General features: G+C 38.9%; 16 protein-coding genes. 2 read left to right on the forward strand and 14 right to left on the reverse strand.

The window, feature by feature from the left end; genetic code table 11:
- Window positions 1-8 precede the first annotated feature (8 nt).
- From HMJ38_RS15305 to fucP, 10 genes are all read right to left on the reverse strand, one after another.
- Complete coding sequence (locus HMJ38_RS15305) at window positions 9-443, reverse strand: hypothetical protein (protein ID WP_194975292.1); 435 nt, start codon at window positions 441-443, stop codon at window positions 9-11.
- 315 nt (window positions 444-758) lie between these two features.
- The gene (locus HMJ38_RS15310; RefSeq protein WP_194975293.1) at window positions 759-1,940 is read right to left on the reverse strand and encodes a class I SAM-dependent rRNA methyltransferase; all 1,182 of its coding nucleotides are present in this window, start codon (window positions 1,938-1,940) and stop codon (window positions 759-761) included.
- A complete protein-coding gene (locus HMJ38_RS15315; protein WP_194975294.1) occupies window positions 1,909-3,321 on the reverse strand; it encodes a sodium:solute symporter family protein in 1,413 nt (470 codons plus the stop codon). Before HMJ38_RS15315 ends, HMJ38_RS15310 begins: the two co-directional genes overlap by 32 nt.
- 421 nt (window positions 3,322-3,742) lie before the next feature.
- Window positions 3,743-5,356 (reverse strand): ABC-F family ATP-binding cassette domain-containing protein, encoded by a 1,614-nt coding sequence (locus HMJ38_RS15320; RefSeq protein WP_194975295.1) that lies wholly within the window; start codon window positions 5,354-5,356, stop codon window positions 3,743-3,745.
- A 136-nt stretch (window positions 5,357-5,492) separates the two neighbouring features.
- Window positions 5,493-8,102: a TPR end-of-group domain-containing protein gene (locus tag HMJ38_RS15325; RefSeq protein WP_194975296.1), complete on the reverse strand. Its 2,610-nt coding sequence runs from the start codon at window positions 8,100-8,102 to the stop codon at window positions 5,493-5,495.
- A gap of 610 nt (window positions 8,103-8,712) precedes the next feature.
- Window positions 8,713-9,018, reverse strand: coding sequence for a hypothetical protein (locus tag HMJ38_RS15330; RefSeq protein ID WP_194975297.1), 306 nt, complete (start codon window positions 9,016-9,018; stop codon window positions 8,713-8,715).
- A 29-nt stretch (window positions 9,019-9,047) separates the two neighbouring features.
- Complete coding sequence (locus tag HMJ38_RS15335; protein ID WP_194975298.1) at window positions 9,048-9,257, reverse strand: helix-turn-helix domain-containing protein; 210 nt, start codon at window positions 9,255-9,257, stop codon at window positions 9,048-9,050.
- Between the two features lie 243 nt (window positions 9,258-9,500).
- Entirely contained in the window at window positions 9,501-9,935 is a 435-nt protein-coding gene (locus tag HMJ38_RS15340) for a hypothetical protein (protein ID WP_194975299.1), read from the reverse strand.
- Window positions 9,936-10,609: 674 nt separating this feature from the next.
- Window positions 10,610-11,386, reverse strand: a complete 777-nt coding sequence (locus HMJ38_RS15345; RefSeq protein WP_194975300.1) for a hypothetical protein — start codon at window positions 11,384-11,386, stop codon at window positions 10,610-10,612.
- A gap of 601 nt (window positions 11,387-11,987) precedes the next feature.
- Window positions 11,988-13,292 carry an L-fucose:H+ symporter permease gene (fucP, locus tag HMJ38_RS15350; protein ID WP_194975301.1) on the reverse strand — a complete coding sequence of 435 codons (1,305 nt, stop codon included), beginning with the start codon at window positions 13,290-13,292 and terminating at the stop codon, window positions 11,988-11,990.
- Between the two features lie 440 nt (window positions 13,293-13,732).
- Here fucP and HMJ38_RS15355 point away from each other — a divergent pair, with 440 nt between their 5' ends.
- Window positions 13,733-14,266: a hypothetical protein gene (locus HMJ38_RS15355; protein WP_194975302.1), complete on the forward strand. Its 534-nt coding sequence runs from the start codon at window positions 13,733-13,735 to the stop codon at window positions 14,264-14,266.
- Between the two features lie 232 nt (window positions 14,267-14,498).
- Here HMJ38_RS15355 and HMJ38_RS15360 read toward each other — a convergent pair whose 3' ends face one another.
- From HMJ38_RS15360 to HMJ38_RS25805, 4 genes are all read right to left on the reverse strand, one after another.
- Window positions 14,499-15,278, reverse strand: coding sequence for an L-fucose dehydrogenase (locus HMJ38_RS15360; RefSeq protein ID WP_194975303.1), 780 nt, complete (start codon window positions 15,276-15,278; stop codon window positions 14,499-14,501).
- A 47-nt stretch (window positions 15,279-15,325) separates the two neighbouring features.
- Window positions 15,326-16,150 carry an amidohydrolase family protein gene (locus HMJ38_RS15365; RefSeq protein ID WP_194975304.1) on the reverse strand — a complete coding sequence of 275 codons (825 nt, stop codon included), beginning with the start codon at window positions 16,148-16,150 and terminating at the stop codon, window positions 15,326-15,328.
- A gap of 124 nt (window positions 16,151-16,274) precedes the next feature.
- Window positions 16,275-17,477 (reverse strand): DEAD/DEAH box helicase, encoded by a 1,203-nt coding sequence (locus tag HMJ38_RS15370; protein ID WP_194975305.1) that lies wholly within the window; start codon window positions 17,475-17,477, stop codon window positions 16,275-16,277.
- Window positions 17,478-17,750: 273 nt separating this feature from the next.
- Window positions 17,751-17,969, reverse strand: a complete 219-nt coding sequence (locus HMJ38_RS25805) for a winged helix-turn-helix domain-containing protein (RefSeq protein WP_194975384.1) — start codon at window positions 17,967-17,969, stop codon at window positions 17,751-17,753.
- A 166-nt stretch (window positions 17,970-18,135) separates the two neighbouring features.
- Between HMJ38_RS25805 and HMJ38_RS15380 the strand changes: the two genes are divergently transcribed.
- Complete coding sequence (locus tag HMJ38_RS15380; RefSeq protein ID WP_194975306.1) at window positions 18,136-20,100, forward strand: tetratricopeptide repeat-containing sensor histidine kinase; 1,965 nt, start codon at window positions 18,136-18,138, stop codon at window positions 20,098-20,100.
- Window positions 20,101-20,308 lie beyond the last annotated feature (208 nt).

Genomic DNA, 20,308 nt, shown 5'->3' on the forward strand with positions numbered 1-20,308 from the left:
ATTTTTGATTAACCCAACCAATTGGTCCAAGGGATTCTGGAAAGTATCAGAACCAGACCAATAGCGTACATCATATAGATGGAACGGAATTTAGCCCGGCTTTCGGTTAATTTTTTTGCTCTAGAGTAACCTATAGTAATCACCACTATGGCAATAATATTGATCACAGGGTGTTCCAATGCAGTCAATCTTGCGACTTTATCACTCATAGCACCGCCTGCTTTCAACAAAGCAAATCCAAGTGGACTGACAAAGTAGAGAATCAGTCCGATCAACAATTGGACATGCGCCAAAATAAATCCTATCAAGGCTATCTTTCTGTCTTTCTCGGTATAGGTTTTATTCGAAAGAGATCCAATTAATGCATAAATAAAAATAATAGCCAAGGCCGCCAAAGCCAAATAAGCAAGTCCAGAGTGTAAGTGTTTTAATCCTGTATACATGTTTTAAGTTTTTTGTTTTAAAATTAGGGTAAAATCCCGCAAAGTCACCAAGGAGCAAAGATAATTTTTAAGTTGTCCGAAGGTTGTGTCTTAGGAATACGTGAGGAGACATGCCGCTGTCAGAAGGTTGTACCTTCGGACTGTTGAGTTGGGAGTTTCTAACTCGCATCAATTGAGCCAGAGTCTCAATACTCAATGATCCAAAGCCACAAGCTTCGGATAACCCATCCTCAAATCTAAAACCTGTCTGCCGACGGGCAGGTCTCAAATCTAAAATCTAAAATCTAAGATCTAAGATCTAAAATCTACCCCCCCCTAATCCACATACAAAACCAAACCTTTCAAGTACTCACTCTCGGTATGGAAGATATTGACAGGATGATCAGCAGGTTGGGAGAGGTAGTGCAGGATGCGAACATTTCTGCCTGCTTCCATGGCCGCTGAGGTAACTGTATTGGCAAATAGCTGCTTGTCAACCACCTGGGAACAGGAAAAAGTAAATAATATCCCGCCTGATTTGATTCTTTTCAAGGCTTCCGCATTGAGTCTTTTGTAGGCCTGAACGGCATTGTGTTTGGATTTAATGTTTTTGGCAAAGGCGGGGGGATCAAGGACTATGATATCATAGTCTGTTTCAATTTCTTTGATATATTTCACGACATCCGCCACAATGGATTGGTGGATGCCTTGAAATCCTGAATTGATAGTAACGTTTTTATCCGTAAGTTCGATTGCCTTAGCAGAGATATCTACAGAATGAACTTCTGATGCACCTTCCTTCAACGCGGCAACTGAAAAACCACCTGAATAACAAAATGTGTTCAACACCTTTTTTCCTTTGCTATACTGGCCAAAGAGTTTCCTGTTTTCTCTTTGATCCACAAAGAATCCTGTTTTTTGACCTTTTTCCCAATCTATTTCATATTGGCAGCCATACTCCAAAACCATATTGGTTTGAGGAGTGCCAAAAAGCATCCTGTTTTCTACTCCAATATCTCTTGGCAAAGTCTCTGCACTTTTCTCATAAACGGCTTGAAGGGCATTGCCATATATTTTTTGCAGCGCAAGACTGATATCTTTGACATGCTTGTACATACCGACATGATGGGTCTGAATGACAGCTGTACCGTTATAGAAATCAATTATCAGACCTGGTAAACCGTCCCCCTCACCATGAATCAGCCTGTATACATTGGTTTCAGGATTTTTGACCAATCCAATGCTGTCACGCATGTGATAAGCTGCGCTGAGTTTTTTCACCCAAAAATCCGAACCAATCAATTCCTCCTCAAAACTCGCCACACGTACCATGATGGAGCCATATTGAAAATGACCTACACCCAAAAACTTATCTTTGGCGCTGAAGACCTGTACTAAGTCGCCGTTTTTTAGTTCGTCGCTTTTGGTATCTATTGCTCCTGAAAAAATCCAATGGTGTTTGCGATAGAGGGAGATTTCCTTGTTTTTAAGAAGTTTTATTTTCGGATAGGGTAGCATTGGTTTTTTTGTTGATAGGGAAAATCAAAGAACCCAATACCATAGAAACTGCACTGACAAGTGTCGCCGGCAAGTGGGGATAGAATGGCAAATCTAAAGAAGAAAAACCCAAAAACGCTATCATCCCAAAAACTATGGACATCAGGGCACCCATTTCCGAAGCTTTTTTCCAATAAAGCCCTGCTGTCAGGGGAACAAAGAGGGAAACCAACATCAATATCGAGGCTCCGGCCACAAGCTCATAAATATTGGTTTTCCATTGGGCCAATACCACTGCTACGACAGCGACAGTAACGATATTTATCCTTAAAATCCACAAAAAATGCTTCTCCTTCAATTTATTTCCAAAATAGGGGCGGATCAAGTTTTCTGAGATGATGGCAGATGGTGCCAACAATCCCGAACTCGTTGTACTCATGATGGCTGAAATCAATGCTCCGAAAAATAAAATCTGCACATGCATTCCGCCATGTCTAAGGACCATTTCCGGGAGAAGCAATTGTTTGTTTTCAAGGTAAATTTCCGGATACAGGAATTTTGCTCCAAGGGCAATAAATAAAGGCAATAAGCCGATGGTTACATAAAAGCCTCCCGCCAGGTAAGCTGAACGGATAGCGACTCTTTCTGACTTGGCGGACATGACCCTTTGATAAATGTCCTGACTGGGTATACTTCCTAAACCTATAATCATCCAAGCCCCTAGATAATTCATCCATGAAATCGGGTTGGCATCGGGGAAAAACTGAAAACTTCCCTCAGGTGCTGATTCCAAGATGGGCATCACACCACCTGCTTTTCCGCTCACCAATACCGCTACCCAAATCAATCCCACCACAATCAAGGTTGTCTGAATGAAATCGGTGATCGAAATGGCCCACATCCCTCCCAAAAAAGTATAGAAGACCACAATGCCCGCACTGATGACTATTCCCTGTGCAATACTGATATCGGCAACTGTAGTGAATATCAAAGATAAGGCAACCAATTGTGCAGCTACATAGCCGAAATATGGGGGTATCATAAAAACGGAAGCAAAAAACTCAACCCGTTTTCCAAAGATCCGCTTATACACATCGCCTATCGTCAGGACATTCATCTTGTACATTGGTCTCAGGTAAAACATCCCGAACAATACCAGGCACAATGCCCCTCCAAAAGGATCTTCCATCACACCTTGCAGTCCGTGTTCAAGATATTCAGAAGAGGCCCCAAAGATCGTCTCAGAACCAAACCAAGTTGCAAACAAAGCTGAAGCCGATAAAAAAAGCGGCAATTGCCTCCCTGCCAACACAAAGTCATTGGAGTTTTTAACCAGCTTCGAAGACCAGGCACCTATCGCTACGGTGATGGCTATGTAGATGATGATGGCGGTTAGAAGCATTTGTTTAGACGTGAGACTTGAGACGTGAGATTTGAGACTTGAGACACAAGACATGAGACAAAAGGACCAAGAGCCAAGAGCCAAGAGCCAAGAAACAAGAAACAAGACGGGGTTGCCCGAAGCCTGAGGCTTTGTGACGCTGAGTTATGGCGTTTGTGACACTATTGTGTGAGGTTAATTTCAAAAAACAAAACTTGTTCCAATGCATATCCAGAAGCCAAGATTCAACCAAATCCTTGAATTTACAAAAAGGACATTTAGGAGGTTAATATATCCCTTGATTATCTCAAAATCTTGACCATACATCAAAATCAAAACCCTCAAACAAATACGGTAACATTTATTGCTTCTCCAAACCCAAAAGTCTTGCGTCTTGTGTCTTGCGTCTTATGTCTAACGTCTCAAATCTCAAATCTCACATCTACTTATACATCTTCTCCCTCAAAGCCTTAACTTCCTCCGAATCAAGATAATCATCATAAGGCATTCTTTTGTCTATAGTGCCTTTTGGGGTGAATTCTATGATCCGGTTTGCGGAAGAGGAGACGAAGGCATGGTCATAGGAAGTCATCAAAACCGTGCCGTTGAAGTCAATGATGGCATTGTTGAAAGCCGTGATGGATTCCAGGTCCAAGTGGTTGGTAGGTTCATCCATAACCAAAAGATTTGGGTTTTGGAGCATCATCCTTGAGATCATACAACGCACCTTTTCACCTCCGGAAAGCACAGAGCATTTTTTTAAGGATTCCTCCCCAGTAAACAACATCCTTCCCAAAAATGTCCTGACATAGGCTTCTTCCTGATTAGGGGAGTACTGCCCCAACCAATCGATCAGGTTTAATTGTGTCTCAAAAAACTTGGAGTTGTCATTAGGCAAATAGGCTTTGCTGATCGTCACACCCCATTTGAAGCTCCCTTTTTGGGTAGGAATTTCTTCCATGATGGTTTGGAAAAACTTGGTGACCGCCTGTTTGGTCTTGGAGATGAAGGCGATTTTATCCCCCTTGTCCACCATCAGATTGACGTCTTTGAAATAGACGGCATTTTCATCCTTCAGCTCCAATCCTTCTGTCATAAAAACTTGATCACCTGCTTCTCTTTCAGGTTTGAAGATAATACCCGGATATTTTCTTGTGGATGGCTGAATGTCGTCCACATTCAGTTTCTCCAACATTTTCTTCCTGGAAGTAGCCTGCTTGGATTTGGAGACGTTGGCAGAGAAGCGCAAGATAAACTCCTGCAATTCCTTTCTCTTTTCCTCTACTTTCTTGTTTTGGTCGGACTTCTGTTTGGCGGCTAACTGTGAAGATTCATACCAAAAGGTATAGTTACCGGAGTAAATCCTGATTTTGCTGAAGTCAATGTCCACGATATGGGTGGAAACCGCATCAAGGAAGTGACGATCGTGGGATACCACGATCACCAAGTTCTTGAAGTTTACCAAAAAATCCTCTAACCAGTTGATGGTCTGTGCATCAAGGTCGTTGGTAGGTTCATCGAGGATCAGGATGTCGGGATTGCCAAAAAGCGCCTGTGCCAACAGGACCCTTACCTTTTGGTTACCGGCAAGTTCTTTCATTTGGAGGTAATGTAGGTCCTCGCTGATGCCAAGACCGGAAAGGAGGGAGGCTGCATCGGATTCAGCATTCCATCCATCCATTTCGGCAAATTCAGCTTCCAATTCTGAGGCTTTGATACCGTCAGCTTCCGAAAAATCCTCTTTGAGGTAGATGGCGTCCTTTTCTTCCATGATGGCATACAAGGTTTTATGGCCCATAATGACGGCCTTCAACACTTCTACCTCATCAAATTCAAAGTGATTCTGTTTCAACACAGCCATTCTTTGGCCGGGCGTGATGTGAACTGAACCCGAAGTGCTATCCTGATCGCCTGACAGGATTTTCAAAAAAGTGGATTTTCCGGCACCGTTGGCACCGATGACACCGTAGCAGTTGCCGGGTGTGAATTTAAGGCTTACTTCATCAAATAAGGTTCTTTTGCCGAACTTGAGGGAGAGGTTATCTACAGTAATCATTGATTGCTTGGAATTTTGAAGGTGCAAAGATAGGGAATTCCCGCAAAGGCGCTAAGGGAGAGGGGAGAAATGGTTGGGAAATTAAAAAGTGGGGGGAAAAGGCCTAATATATAAACCCTATCATGGGACTTAGTGTCTAATTTTTTGAATGTTTGTTTATTATTTTAATGAAATCTGGGTCTTTCAGATAACTTTCCCACTCTTCTTCGCCTATTACCTCCTCAACTGAAACTTCCATATTTTTTAAACTTTGGTCTAAATAAGAATATGCATCTTTGATGTTTTCTAAGATCGCGTTTGCACATGCAAGGTTGTAGCAATTCCCATGCAACTCAAACACAATTTGAAATTTCTCAACTGCTTGTTTTAGCAATTCTTCCATTTCTATTCCCACTTTTAAATTTGCAAGCTCTAATAAACTAATACCCCAATTATTATAAGCTTCAAAATAGTCGGGTTTTATTTCAACAGCATTTTTAAATTTTTGAAAAGATGTTTGAAACAATTTTTCCGCTTCACCTTTTTCCTTCATTTTTGCTAAAGCCATTAAATGATTACCCCAGTTATAGAATGCTTCATGATAATGTGGGTTTAATTTTATTACTTTTTCATATTTCTTAAAAGATTCTTCAAAAAAGCCTTCTGCTTCATCCCCTTCCTTTAAATCTCCAAGATATCCAAGGTTATTTCCCCAACAGAAATATGCATTATAGTCTTCAGGATCGAGTTCTGTCGCCCTTTGAAAATAAATTAAAGATTGTTTAAGTAAATTTTCTGCCTGAATTAGATCTTTCGATTTGGCATAAATCCCCATGAAATAACCTAGATTATGATATGCCATCTGAAATTTTGGATTTATTTTGAGGGCCATATTAAATTTCTCGAAAGATTGCTTGAATAACAGATCAGATTCTAATCCTTCTTTCTTTTTTCTTGCTAATTCAGCTAAAATGAAACCCATATTGTTAAAAGCTTCATAATCATCAGGCTTATTTTCTATGGCTTTTTTATACATTTTAATCGAAAGATCGTACATATTTTCCGCCTCAATATCACTTTTCATTTTCGCAAAGCCTTGCAAGCTATTTGCATAGCTGTAAAAAAAACTATGTTCGTTAGCACCAAAACCTAAAGCTCTTTCAAAAGTTTCGATAGATTTTTGAAACAATTCCTCTGCGACATTTCCCTCTTTGGAATAAGCTAAATCTAACAATGAAACTCCCATGTTTGAAAGATATTGAGGATTATTAGGGCTCAATTCCAAAGCCATCATGAGTTTTATTAAAGATTGACTTAACAATTCTTCTTTCTCTATGCCTTTTTTTAGCTTAGCCAAATTATGTAATGAAACTCCCCAGTTATAATACGCTTCGTGGAAATCAGGTTTTATTTCTATTGCACGCTTAAATTTTTTAATCGATTCTTGAAAAAATTTATTCGCATCATTTCCACTTTTCGATCTGCCTAAGCTTACTAAGACACCTCCCCAATTATTCAATGCTTCGAACCTTTTAGGATTTATTTCAATACATTTTGCGTATTTCTCAAGCGATTGGGAGAATAAATAATCTGCCTCGGGCCCCACTTTGGTTTGCGCCAAATTGCCAAAATGAAGCCCCCAGTGAAAAAACAAGTTAGCAAGCAATTCCTGTGCTTCTGCATCTTTACTGAATACAACCCTCTTCTCAATTTCCGAAATTTCTCCTTCATTAAATTTTTCAGAAATGATTAAGTCTATGATTTCACGTTTTAACAAATCAATCTTGTTATCTGAAGAACTTCTTGGAGTTTCCGTTTCCCCTAACTCATATTTCAATATTGCATCTTCAACTTGCCGTTTTGAAATATCCAACCTTTGCTTTACACCTTTGAAATGTTCTTGTTCATCGATGTCAACAATTTCCTCAAGTAGATTCTGCATAGCGGTAAACGGTTTATCAACTATCGTAGGTTGTTCCAAACCAAGGTTTTTATTTAATTCCAACATAAAGGAATCAGAGTCATATCCTTTTATGATGAATCCATTTGTATTAACATTTGAAACAAAATCACGGACATCTTTATTTGGGTAATTATCCTTATAACTTACCCAATAAAGGCCGTTATCAAATCTCCCGAGGTTTCTGATATGCTCAAAAATTGGATCTTGCCCACTATATCCCAAGAAAACCCAAGGCCGCCTATTTTTTATAGAATCAAATATTCTTGGCACAGTGGTTTTGACCCTTTCCATTTCCTCAAACGTATTGAGCAACCATAGTCCATGGTGTTGTCCGTGTAAGTAGACAACAGATTTTTCTTTGAATGTTGATGTGGTTAGATCATTAAGTATTGCCATATCATACGTAGAGGGAAAAATGTTGTACAGAGCTAATGCCCTTAACATCAAATTGTCAAAATTCACTGTCAAAACATAATCGAGGTAACCCTCTTTGATCAACTGCGCCAAATAAATATGTGTTACATTAATCTTCGCATTGTCTATTAATTCTTTTAGAAGCTCATCTCTCTCGTTAGGAAGCAAACAACCCATTAATTTTGCATAGGTCCGTTCTGATGCAGGAGTCTCCTCAATGAAAGGGTGATCGGGATAATCCCGCAAAATTTTCGCTGCTATTTCATCAGCTAATGGGATTTGTCCAGAACGCGAGGCACCAGCCCCCAAAAAGAAAATTGGCTGAGGTTTATTCTTGGCTTTAGCTTGTTTTAGAAGATAGGCTAGTTGTTCAATTTTAATCTCTTTCATTATATTCAAATTCTATAGAAAAATGATGACATTTTTGTTCTTTCAAAAAAACCTCAATTGTTTTTTTAAAACTACCTATTTCTCTTAAGACAAAAAATACCGTGAACAAGGTATTTTTACTAATTTTTTATTCAAGAATGGAGATTTTGCCTTTTGGTTTCCCCAATTTTTCATTTTGAGCTTAAATCAGTCCGCAATTGATTTTTTTATCCAATTCCAAATTAAAATTCAGCCTTGCTCCCAATTCTTCAAAAACTTTCAGAATGGTTTCAAATCTCGCGTTTTTAACCCTGTTTTCGATTTTTGAACACCAACTAATTTTCCCAATTAATCGAGGGTCATTTTACTTTCCTGTCTAGCTTGGTTTATCGCTTGACCGATCACTTCAATCTGAAATTCCCTATATATGGTAACTGTGTTCCGGGAAGTTGATCTTGCGCCCTTTCAGGGCTAGGTAAGGAGTTTATTTCTTTCTCAACACAGGGCTGCACCCTGTGTTGGAGTATTATGCCCTTTCAGGGCTGATTCGATACTGATATTAAGGGAAGGTATAATTTATTCAATTTTAACCAGCGCTTAGCGTATTAATATTGCTTTTTCAGAGCTTTTTTCAAATACGGATAGAGCATGAATTATTCAACATTTTCAATCGATCTAGATAATGATTGATATATAGTTCCTTAATAGGTTCCGTCAAAAAAGAACTTTGTGTTAAAACAATGACTTGTTTGTTTTTGCTTCGGTACTTATCCAAAATCGTTCTGACACGATTTTCCAACATACCGATTTTCAATCCGAACTCATAAAAGTCATCATAGGCATAGAATCCCAATTCCTTGAAACTTTCTGTCTCGTAATCATCGGCAAACAAAATGCTGACGGTCTTCTTCCAGGAGAATTCCAGCCAATATTCCATTGCGGTATACTTCTGCCTTTCTCATTCAATCAATACTTCTTTCTGACTTCCAATTTGATTTCCATGCCCAATACTTCAAACAACTTGTTCAATACCTCTAAAGAAGGATTGCTTTGTCCACGTTCGAGTTTGTAAAGCGTATTGGTGCTGATGCCAGCCAATTCGGCCAAGTGTGGTTGGGTGATGCCCAACTCTTTTCTTCTTCTTTTGATGGTCTCTCCAAGGTGCGCAGACAACATTATAGTGTGATTTTTTATGCAAAACTGGCAGGATTTATTAAAAAATCATATTAAATCACATTATAATGTGATTTGGCTAACTGATGGTGATTATTAGAGAGTGAATGAAAAGATTTTTACAATAAAACGTGATTTTATTTCTACTTAAAAAGGACATTAGGTATAATAAACATCAAACTCTAAACACCAAAAGGATTCCTTTTTCCTTATTGTTGTAATAAAATAGATAGTCCTTTATATATTTTAATCTATTGGGCCTGTCTTTAACACTACAGTCGTTCCTGGATAGTTTCCTTCAGCATCGTCTTCCGCTGTAATAAAAAAAGCGGTTGGCTTATTTGGAGATACTGTTTTTAATGAACTCGAAAGCATATTTGAGAACATTGAAGTAGAGGAGTCTAATTGGCCAATTTTCTGTACCCCGCTTTGTTCGGTTTCCATCCAAACCACATACATGGTTTTTGGCGGTGAAAGTCTGCTAGGTTCAGCTAAGCGTTTGACGCTCAAATCGATGTTGTAATTGTTATTTTTTCCTTTTTTAATCGATATCGTTCCTTCTGCTGATGGTACAACTGCAGAATTTAAAAAGGCAACTTTTTTAGCACATGCAGTAAATAGAAATACCATCATGCTCATCAATAAGATATTTTTCCCAATCAACTTCATGCTTGTTTTCATAACTTTAGTTTTTACAATTTAATGCAAAATAACCTTTTTACCTTAAAAAAGCTTAAATTTTTTTAGGATTAGTTAGATGACTCACAACAATTAAATTCTTCATTTCGTATTAAGATCCTTTGTATAACATGAAGCGAAAGAAAGCTCCGCACACAATGACGAGTGGAAAGATGTCAGACAGTCCTTGCAGCGAATTCGAACTGGTCGCTGTGGGAAAACAAGTGTCATTCATTTATTGAAAATTTTCAAAATATTTGGGACTACCAATGACATACTTGGAAATTGATGGTTTAGAACTACAAATAGCATTCAAATCTATTAAAGAACTTTGCCTTGTCACCTCGATCCCGATAGGTATCGTGGAGAGAGGTCTGCGGCCCACTAGGATGTCATTTCTTTTCTGAACATTATTAAAATGTTGGGGACTCAGAATGACGAGATTTAAATTTCTACCCTCTACTCACCTTCAGCCTTCCATCTTCACCCTTTCTCCCTCAATCTTACCTCCTCCAAGCAAAAACCCCAACCACCATAAATAAACTAAAGGCAACACAAAGGAGAAATTGACTTCAGAAACCTACAATATTCTATGGGTTCTTTCAAAAACTAAAACCCTGAATTATCACCCAGGGTTTTTAATTTTGATATCAACAAAAATCCAGATTTTTAAATGGTCATTTTACTACATTTAAGATAATTTTTATTTCAAAGACTAAACCTATAGAAGGAACTTCACCTTTGATGACTATGTCATGCTTTCCGAATTTCATTTTCTTGAACATCATAAAATAACCGTCGATAAGGCCAGGTTGAGACGATCCCTGAATACATGCATCATAACATTCTTTTAATTCAGGATTTCCGGTAAAATAAAATAAATCTGTACTAAGCCGATATTCATTTATATCTTCAACTTCAATGCCATCAAAATAAACTTCCAGTTTTTCAACGGCGTCCATAATTTCTTTGGCATATTCTTTCAAAAACTCCTCTAAACTTTGTCCATCTGCCGGTTCCCATTCATACTCTGCGGGACAGGGATAATTATTGAAGAAAAATGCGGGCGAAAGAAATACAAATTGGTCTTTGGTGATGGTATATTCAGCGGATGTCTTGTCCAAACTACCATAAGGTGCAATCACTTTATCGGTTAATCTCAGCATTTGTGGTTGAAGGACATTTTCACAATCCAAGGCAACAGCTGCTTTTCCAAGTTGGATGGCCCAATCGTCGTTACACTTTCCAAACAAACATGCCGATGTTGGAAACAGGACCGAGGTGTTTATCCGAAGGGTCGGGTCCGATTCCTCAGCATCCGCAGTTAATTCCTGTACCTTTTCTTCATCCAAAAGAGAAGCTTCACTAATTTCATCATTCTGACAGGAAGTAAACATAAGGACTGACGCTAATCCAAAGGTCAGCCCAATTTTCAGGGAAAAATAAGTTTTCATTTAGCTGTAATTTAAATGTTTGTACCTACTCTGTTTTAGGATTTTCGGTATGTTCCTTTTGAATATTTTCAGATAAAGTATTCTTCAAAAAAAAAATGATTGCTTTAGATTATAACAAGCACCGATGAAGCGTACTTTTTTTAAATACTTGGTATTATGAAAATTTCAAATGGATTAAAAATGCAGATTTTTGGAATCGAAATAAGTAATATGAAATAGATTGTTTATAGGCTTCTCCAAAATAAAAGCGGGGTCATTTTTGATAATAGTTGGCCGCTTAAACTGTTGTAATTATAAATTGCATTCTAATTTACAAAAAAAAATATTTAAAACAATTTTTTTGATACTTTATTATGAATATTTTGGACTATAATTTTAAATTAAAAGTTCCTCTATAATCCTTCTAAGAATATATTTAATTTTTAGTTTTATAAAAAAACCATACCATTTTCTCTGACTATAGAGATTACCTGAAATTCTCCAGGGTAGGCTTTCACTTCGTATTCAGGTTTTCATTAGAACCAAGGAGAAAAGAAGATCCACCCAGTATGACAGCGCCAAAACCTCCCTAACTTCCAACTCCCCATCTTCCCACTTCAAATCATCTCCTCCAAGCAAAAACCCCAACCACCATAAAACAAACCAAAGGCAAGACAAATGAAAAATTGACTTCAGGAACGCCCAAGATTCTAATATCGTCATAGCCCGGGCCACCGAAATCCAAAATAACTCCTTGTAGCGTAGGCATAATGGCACCACCGACTATCGCCATCACCAAGAATGCAGCACCGTATTTCACGTCTTCTCCAAGTCCCTCCAGGGCAATTCCATAAATGGTCGGAAACATCAGTGACATGGCAAGAGAAATACCCACTAGGGAATAAAGCCCCAACATACCTTGGATAAATATTGCCCCCAAGGTGAAGCATATCGCCAAAACGGAAAAATAGAGCAGTAACCTGGCAGGGGGGAAGTAACGGAATAGAAAAGTACAGATCCATCTTCCCACCAAAAACAGGATCAAAGCAGTATAGGCATAATTGACAGCGGAAGCATTGTCAATCCCCAATGTTTCGGCGTATTGATAGATATACGTCCATACCATGATTTGTGCGCCCACATAAAACATTTGGGCGATAACCCCTTCTACAAACTGGTTTTTTTTTGCCAAGCGTTTCATGGAAGGCCAAAAATCGATGCTGCCGTTTTTGGATTTGTTTTCCGGCATTTTTACCATGAAAATTACCACAGCCAAAGCTATGACCACTAATCCTAACATTACATAGGGATTTCTAATGACCAAAAGGTCATTGGTTCGGATAATGGCTTTTGAGGTTTCGTCGAGCGTGGTATAAATCAGATTTCCATCAGCATCAACATTATTGGATTGTAGTGCATTGAGTATAAACTCTTTGGCAACAAACAAACCTGCTAAAGCCCCCATTGGATTAAATGCCTGTGCAAAATTCAATCGTTGTGTGGCTGTTTCTTCAGGTCCCATAGATAGGACGTAAGGATTGGCAGTTGTCTCCAAAAAAGCCAATCCAAAAGTCAGGATATAGAGTGCTGTTAAAAAGAAGAAATAACTTTCCCATGCAGCAGCAGGGTAAAACAGCAATGCTCCAAAAGCATACAAACCCAATCCAATCAGCACCCCAACCTTGTAACTGTATTTCTTGATAAATATCGCAGCAGGCAATGCCATCGTAAAGTATCCCCCATAAAAAGCCATCTGTACCAAAGATGCCTGCACATTGTTCAATTCCAACACTCGCTTAAATGCAGCCACCATAGGATTGGTGATGTCATTGGCAAATCCCCAAAGCGCAAAAAGGGATGTGATCAAGATAAAGGGTAGGAGGAGGGTTCTTGGAATAAGGGGGGAGGAGGTTGGGTTTGTGGGCATAGGATGGTTGGGAGGTTATAGGGTTGTTCTATTTTGTCAAACTAAGTTTGTCCTGTAAAAAGTATTTGCTTCATTTGGATCAAAGGTAAAGTTAATAAGATTACATGTATGTAAGCAATGATGCCAGTAAAATGGTAATTCAATTTAAATCTCGCCATGACCTTAAATTTCCAGTAGATCCCCGACTGCCGGCAGGTTGGGGACTTCCAACCGGTTTGCAGTAGAATATTGGGCTGCTGGCAAGGAAGCGTATAACCATTTAAGATTATGGATTTACCCTTACATGTATTTACAGTCACCAAATACAGATTGTGAGTGAGACACTTGTCAAAGCGGTTGCGTCTAGTTAAAAATTAATTGCTTCTACAAAGAAATATTTTAGGATAGTATTTTTTCTAAAGGCATAGTTAAATATATTTAGTAACGAAAAAACCAATATAATGAATAAAACAGTATTGTCCCTCATTGCTTTGATGCTCTTGGGAAACATCTCATGTACGCAAGCCCAAGACGGATTCAAAAGAAATACAGTATTTGGGGAATTAGCAGGGCCGGGAGGACTGTTTTCCCTTAATTATGACCTTAGATTTGGGGATATTCCAACTGGCTTTGGGATGAGGACTGGAGTTGGCTATTTTCAATGGTCGAGTGATCGGATGGTCACGATACCTTTGATGGTCAATTGGCTACTTGGTGCAAATGGAAAGTACTTGGAATTGGGGGCAGGATTATCTCTTGCATATTCGGAGACCTTCAAGTATAATCCAAATATGCATTCAGGTATAGAAGATTTTCGGCCCAGTTCTAGATTTGGACTTTGGCAAACACCTTTATTGAATGTAGGATACAGGAGGCAGCCCATTGATGGCGGCTTTAATTTTAGAGCAGGGCTTTCACCTTTTGTTAGTTTGGGTGGTCGTATGGGTTTACAGGTCATACCATGGCCTTATTTATCTTTTGGCCTCACCTTTTAACTTCTTACCTGATCATCCCCCTGAATCACCTATTTGAAAAAGTCGACAGGACTCGCCTCTCTTAAGGTTATCAGCAGTGCCCCGTGAGCAGATATGTCTACTGCAAAGAATTACAGCGGATCCGAAATTCTTTTCCCGACCTATCAGGTTTCGATCTCGCATCTCTAATCTTTAGTTTTGAACCTTGTTTCCCTGATACTCGGGGCAGGCTATGTATCTTGAGTCTCTTTTCTCACAACGCCCTATCCAAATGCGTGTAGCCACCATCTACAAAGATATGCTGTCCTGTGGTGTGGGATGACCGATTGGAGAGGAGGAAAACAACGGTATCAGCTATTTCTTTTGCAGTGGTCATCCTGTTTTCAAAAGGTATTTTCCTTTCAATTTCCTTCAATTTTAAATTAGGGTTTTCGAAGGTTTCCAGCCAATTTTTGTACAAAGGTGTCATCACTTCGGCAGGAATGACAGCATTGACCCGAATACCGTATTTCAAAAGTTCTACTGCCCATTCTCTTGTCAATGACAGCTGCCCCCCTTTAGCTGCGATATAGCCGCTTGTATTTCCTTGGCCTGTGATTGCTGTTTTGCTGCCGATATTGACAATACTTCCTTTTGTTTCCTTTAAATAAGGAAGGGCATAGTGGACCAAATCGTAGTAATGCCCAAGATTTTTCTCAACTGAAGCTCTAAAAGCTTCGGGAGTCCCATTCTCCAAACCCACGCCGTCGTTCGATCCTGCATTGTTGACCACACCATCAATTCTCCCAAAAGCTTTGACAGTTTGTTCAATAGCATCTTTGGCATCACTAGGATTTGAAAGTCTTTTGGCGATATGCAATGATTTTATCCCATTGGTATTGAATTCAACCATCAATTTTTTTCCCTCAATTACCGATGGATCAATAATGACAGGGTAACCACCCTCTTCCGCGATACATCGACTGATGGCCTCACCTATCCCCTTGGCACCACCTGAAATGAGAAATACTTTTTGTTGAATCTGAAGGTCCATGACGTTTTATCTTATGATTCCAATAAAATCCTGTTTTCCCTAGAACTTTAAATTTTATAAAATCTTGCCGCATTTTCTCCAAAAATAGCAGCTTTTTCATTTGAACTGAAATTTTTAAAAAAATTGGCAGGAATAGCATAAACCTCCTGATAAGTTGCTGCCAACAAACATACCGGCCAATCACTTCCATACATCAACCTTTTTGTACCAAAGCTTTCTGCGATAAAATCCAAATAGGGGTAAAACTGCTCTTTTTCCCAATGATACCAATTGGCTTCCGTGACCATTCCTGAAACTTTACAACTCACATTTGGCAGTAAGGCCATTGCCTTCATTCCTTGACTCCAGAATTCAAATTCTCCATTTTTGATATCCGGTTTGGCCAAGTGGTCAATCACAAATGGTTGTTTGGGAAATTTTTTGGCAAAATGGAAAGCCTTCTCAAGGTGTTTGGGATAAATCAGGATATCATAAGTGAAACCATACTTTTCCAACAAAGAGATACTATTCAAAAAAAACTTATCTTCCATGGCTTCAGGTGGTAATGCCTGTAGAATTACCCGGAAACCTGCCAATTTTTTCTCGGATTGGTAAACTTCTAATTTGGATTCAACATCTGCTGAAAAAAAATCAACCCAAGCTACTACTTTTTTTACCCATGGATTAGCATTTGCTATTTGCAATAGGAAATTGGTTTCCATTTCTGATTGGTCTGCCTGTACCGCAATGCAGCCATCTATTCCAGCTTTGTCCAACTCCGGCTTCAGATCTTTTGGCAAAAAATCCCGCTGAATGACTTTCATGCTGGAATCAATCCAAGCATCCCTCACAGGATCGAATTTCCAAAAATGCTGATGGGAGTCGAGTTGCAATTCTTTAGATTTAAGACGTGAGACTTGAGTAAATGTGACTTCAGGGGCAAATGTGCGGTAGGCAGTTCAGTTTACAGTAGGCTACCAACTGCAAACTGAGACTGCCCACTGAACACCGGAACGACTAATAGCGTCTTCTTCTCCCTTGATTCTGCTGTGGCTTCTTTTTTTTCTCGGGCGCCTGTTCTTTCATGACGCCTTTAAATTCATAAGGATGACCTTCGACAATAGGGATTTTTTTCCCTATCAGTTTTTCTATATCCTTGAGGTCCTTTAATTCTTCTGCATCACAAAAAGACATGGCAATACCGGAATTTCCTGCCCTGCCTGTTCTACCGATTCGGTGAACATAGGTTTCCGGGATATTGGGTAGGTCAAAATTAAATACATTGGCCAATTCATCAATATCGATTCCTCTTGCGGCTATATCTGTGGCAACCAAAACCTGTAGCTTACCACTTTTAAAATCATTTAGGGCATTTTGTCTGGCATTCTGACTCTTGTTGCCATGGATAGCAGCTGCTTTTACATTTTCCTTCACAAGAAATTTGACAACCCTATCGGCGCCATGTTTGGTCCGGGTAAATACCAATGCAGAACCGATATTCTTTTTATCCAAAAGATGTAGTAACAGTTTGGGCTTGTCTGCTTTGTAAGTAAGAAAAAGCCTTTGCTCAATTTTATCCACTGTGGATGAAGGTGGGGTAACTTCCACAAAAGCAGGTTTGGTCAATAAGGTATCAGCGAGCTTCTGGATTTCGGGCGGCATGGTGGCCGAGAAGAACAAAGTCTGTCTTTTTTGGGGAAGCAGGGCGATGATTTTTTTCACATCATGGATAAAACCCATGTCCAACATCCTGTCTGCCTCATCCAAGACAAATATTTCAAGATGCCTGAGGTCAACAAATTTCTGGTTAATCAGATCAATAAGCCTTCCCGGAGTGGCTACCAGTACATCAATGCCTCTTTTCAGGGCATTGGTCTGATGAAGTTGTGAGACTCCGCCAAAAATAACGGTATGTCTGATATCTGCGAATTTGCCATACGCGGCAAAACTTTCGTCAATCTGAATGGCCAATTCTCTGGTCGGTGTTAAGATCAGGGATTTGATTCCAGGTCTTCTTTGTTTGTGCTGACTGAGCAATTGAATGATGGGTATTGCAAATGCAGCGGTTTTTCCGGTGCCAGTCTGTGCGCATCCCAACAGGTCTCTGCCTCCTAATACTAGAGGGATGGCTTGTTGCTGAATGGGCGTGGGGGTAGTGTATCCTTCGTTGGCGACCGCCTTAAGGATAGGGTCAATAATTCCTAAATTTTTGAATGCCATGTTGGCTGAATGTAAATGGGCTGAGTGAGATGTTGTATGTTCTGACCCAGCGGGGAGATTGATTAAAAGCGGCCTACAACTTGCCGTGCTTTATTTATAAAGTATTGTAAAGGTAAGGTTTTTTTGTCTAGCAAAGCATATTTTGTTTATTCCAGCAAAGATGCCAAGGCGCAAAGAAAAAAGTCTTTGTCTAAAACTTTATCAATACATCTGAATTTGAATTAAATAGGAAATGATTTTTACCCGAAAAAAAAGATAAAAAACAGGATTAGATCAACCCACCTGAAGCATATAACCTCTTCCCCTGATATTTTCAAGTTGGATACTTGGATCCAAAAGCAGTTTTTTGCGGAGTTTGGATACAAACATATCCAGACTTCTTCCTACAAATACCCCTCCATCTTCCCAGATTTCTTTGAGTAGCGTTCTCGCTCCAAAATCTGATTTTGATGGGAGGCAAAAAGTTTGAGCGATTTTTTTTAAGAATTCGATCCCTCAACATAGAGATGGTTGTTGACAAAAGTATCATGTATATCATCCGCCCGACCTCATTGCTTACGTTTTGATTTTGTTAAGATAGAATGCATATTTACTTGATCATCTTTAGTTCACGCCACCAACTTACTATCTCCATTCTTAATTTACCAATTGATTTATTATGTTAACTGTGTTATTGCTGTTCTTTTCTTTTGCAGCAGCCTTTACTACCCAACAATCCTATCCCGACAGCCTAAAATCAATTATTCATCAAGCTGATAATGATTCCATTAAAGCGCATCTTTTTTTTAGTCTGAGCAAGCATTACTATACTTTTGATCAAGATAGTGCGATTTATTTTGCCAATAAATCTATTGAAATTTCCGAAGAATTGGGATTGAAAAAAAACCATGGCAATGCTTTAAACATATTGGGAGTTAGTAATTTGATCAAATCAGACTACGAGGCTGCATTAAAAGCCCATTTTGAAGCACTCAAAATAAGGGAGGTGTTAAAGGACTCTGTAGGTATGTTGGAGTCTAATCTAAATCTTGGGAATATTTACTATCGGTCAAAAGAGCTGGATAAAGCAGCTAAATTCTACCATGATGCACTTTTTTTTGGATTGAAAATCAATAATCAAAGAGGATTGGGACTCATTTATAACAACTTGGGAAGTTATCACCTGGATAGATGGAATTTGAACCAAAATCAAGAAGATTTTGACGCTGCCTTGGAATATCTTCAGAAGTCTTTAGGGATCAAAGAAACTTTGGGAGACAACCGTGGAATGATCAATACGCTCAATCAGTTATCGGACCTTTATGAAGAAATCGGAGACGACAAAAAGAGGTTTGAATTATTACAACGTGCTTGGGTGATAACCAAAAATTTCAATGATGTAGAGAGTAAACTTGGAGTTTTGGGTAACCTGGTTCAATACTACTATGAAAAAGGGGAAATGTATAAAGCCCTCGATTATGCCAATCAACAATTTGAGATTGCGGAAAATTCTAAATCGCCCTATCAGATTTCCATTGCTGCGGAGAAAATTGCCAAAATTGCGGCATCACTTAACAATTATTCGCTAGCCTACCGATTCCTGACCATTCAAAAAGCCAATGAGGAAATTTTGTTCAATGAAAACAGGCAAAAAATCAGGGATGAGCTCACCATCCAATATGAAAGTGAAAAGAAAGAATTGGAAAACCAACAGCTGCTTAAAGACCAGGAATATTTTGCCCTTTCCTTGAAGAGGAAAAATGAAGTATTGATGGTCATCGTCATTGCCGTGCTGGTATTGTTGGTTTTATTCTGGATCCAATTAAAAAATCATAGAAAACTAAAATCAACACATCAGAAATTAAAAGAAGCACATGATTTGGTAAACCGACAGCATCTTCAAATTCAGGAACAAGCCGAAAGCCTACATGAAACCAACAAAGCTTTAGATGTTGCCAACAAATTCAGGGATAAAATATTTTCAGTAATATCCCATGATCTCAGAGCACCTTTTGCCAATATTCAAAGTACCATTTCACTTTGGAATTCACAGTTGCTCTCAAACCAAGAAATGGAGGAAGTGATGTCAATGATTTCGAAGAATAATGATGCTGCATTTTTGATGCTGGAAAATCTCTTGGACTGGGCAAGAACTCAAATGGAATCAAATGAGGTGCAATTTCATGAAATTAATCTGAACAAACTCTTAGAAGAAAACAAACAGCTTTTCAATGTCCAAATGAACCGAAAAAATGTGGAATTGATCAATCATGTTCCGGAAAGCAGGTTTGTCAACAGCGATAAGGAGAGATTGAATTTTATCATCAGAAATTTCCTGCTGAATGCGATTAAATTCACACCGGAGGGTGGTAAAATAGAGGTGGAGTTTAAAGATGTGAATAATGGGGAAATCCTTATTAAAGACTCCGGAGTAGGCATTAAACCGGAGTTGATTAGCAAACTATTTAAGATTCAGACTTTATCTACCAAAGGCACTGCCGGTGAAAGCGGCGCAGGGATAGGTTTGATGCTCTGTAAGGATTTTGCAGAAAGCATAAATGCTGAATTAGCAGTGGAAAGCTCGATTAATAATGGGAGTACATTTATTATCAGATTGGGCGCAAAATTGATCCCGACTTACTGAAAATTGAAATCCAAGCGCTGCCTACTTACCTCCCACTTCCTACCTGTTTGTCCAAAGTCTTTGGTTTTGTGACCTTGAGTCCGGGAATTTGTAACTTCCGTAAACACTGAGGAATTAAAGTCCGGCGCGAATATTTTTTTGGTTGAAACTTGGAACATTTAAATTATAAGCTTGAGTAAGGGATTGAAGGCAAAATCGTGATTTGGTA

Source organism: Aquiflexum lacus (genome assembly GCF_015476655.1).
Taxonomy (GTDB): Bacteria; Bacteroidota; Bacteroidia; order Cytophagales; family Cyclobacteriaceae; genus Aquiflexum; species Aquiflexum lacus.

Excerpts from the sequence above, each read along its gene's own strand:
- HMJ38_RS15305 (WP_194975292.1), bottom strand. The coding sequence starts at position 443 with ATGTATACAGGATTAAAACACTTACACTCTGGACTTGCTTATTTGGCT.
- HMJ38_RS15310 (WP_194975293.1), bottom strand. The coding sequence starts at position 1,940 with ATGCTACCCTATCCGAAAATAAAACTTCTTAAAAACAAGGAAATCTCC.
- HMJ38_RS15315 (WP_194975294.1), bottom strand. The coding sequence starts at position 3,321 with ATGCTTCTAACCGCCATCATCATCTACATAGCCATCACCGTAGCGATA.
- HMJ38_RS15320 (WP_194975295.1), bottom strand. The coding sequence starts at position 5,356 with ATGATTACTGTAGATAACCTCTCCCTCAAGTTCGGCAAAAGAACCTTA.
- HMJ38_RS15325 (WP_194975296.1), bottom strand. The coding sequence starts at position 8,102 with ATGAAAGAGATTAAAATTGAACAACTAGCCTATCTTCTAAAACAAGCT.
- HMJ38_RS15330 (WP_194975297.1), bottom strand. The coding sequence starts at position 9,018 with ATGGAATATTGGCTGGAATTCTCCTGGAAGAAGACCGTCAGCATTTTG.
- HMJ38_RS15335 (WP_194975298.1), bottom strand. The coding sequence starts at position 9,257 with ATGTTGTCTGCGCACCTTGGAGAGACCATCAAAAGAAGAAGAAAAGAG.
- HMJ38_RS15340 (WP_194975299.1), bottom strand. The coding sequence starts at position 9,935 with ATGAAAACAAGCATGAAGTTGATTGGGAAAAATATCTTATTGATGAGC.
- HMJ38_RS15345 (WP_194975300.1), bottom strand. The coding sequence starts at position 11,386 with ATGAAAACTTATTTTTCCCTGAAAATTGGGCTGACCTTTGGATTAGCG.
- fucP (WP_194975301.1), bottom strand. The coding sequence starts at position 13,292 with ATGCCCACAAACCCAACCTCCTCCCCCCTTATTCCAAGAACCCTCCTC.
- HMJ38_RS15355 (WP_194975302.1), top strand. The coding sequence starts at position 13,733 with ATGAATAAAACAGTATTGTCCCTCATTGCTTTGATGCTCTTGGGAAAC.
- HMJ38_RS15360 (WP_194975303.1), bottom strand. The coding sequence starts at position 15,278 with ATGGACCTTCAGATTCAACAAAAAGTATTTCTCATTTCAGGTGGTGCC.
- HMJ38_RS15370 (WP_194975305.1), bottom strand. The coding sequence starts at position 17,477 with ATGGCATTCAAAAATTTAGGAATTATTGACCCTATCCTTAAGGCGGTC.
- HMJ38_RS15380 (WP_194975306.1), top strand. The coding sequence starts at position 18,136 with ATGTTAACTGTGTTATTGCTGTTCTTTTCTTTTGCAGCAGCCTTTACT.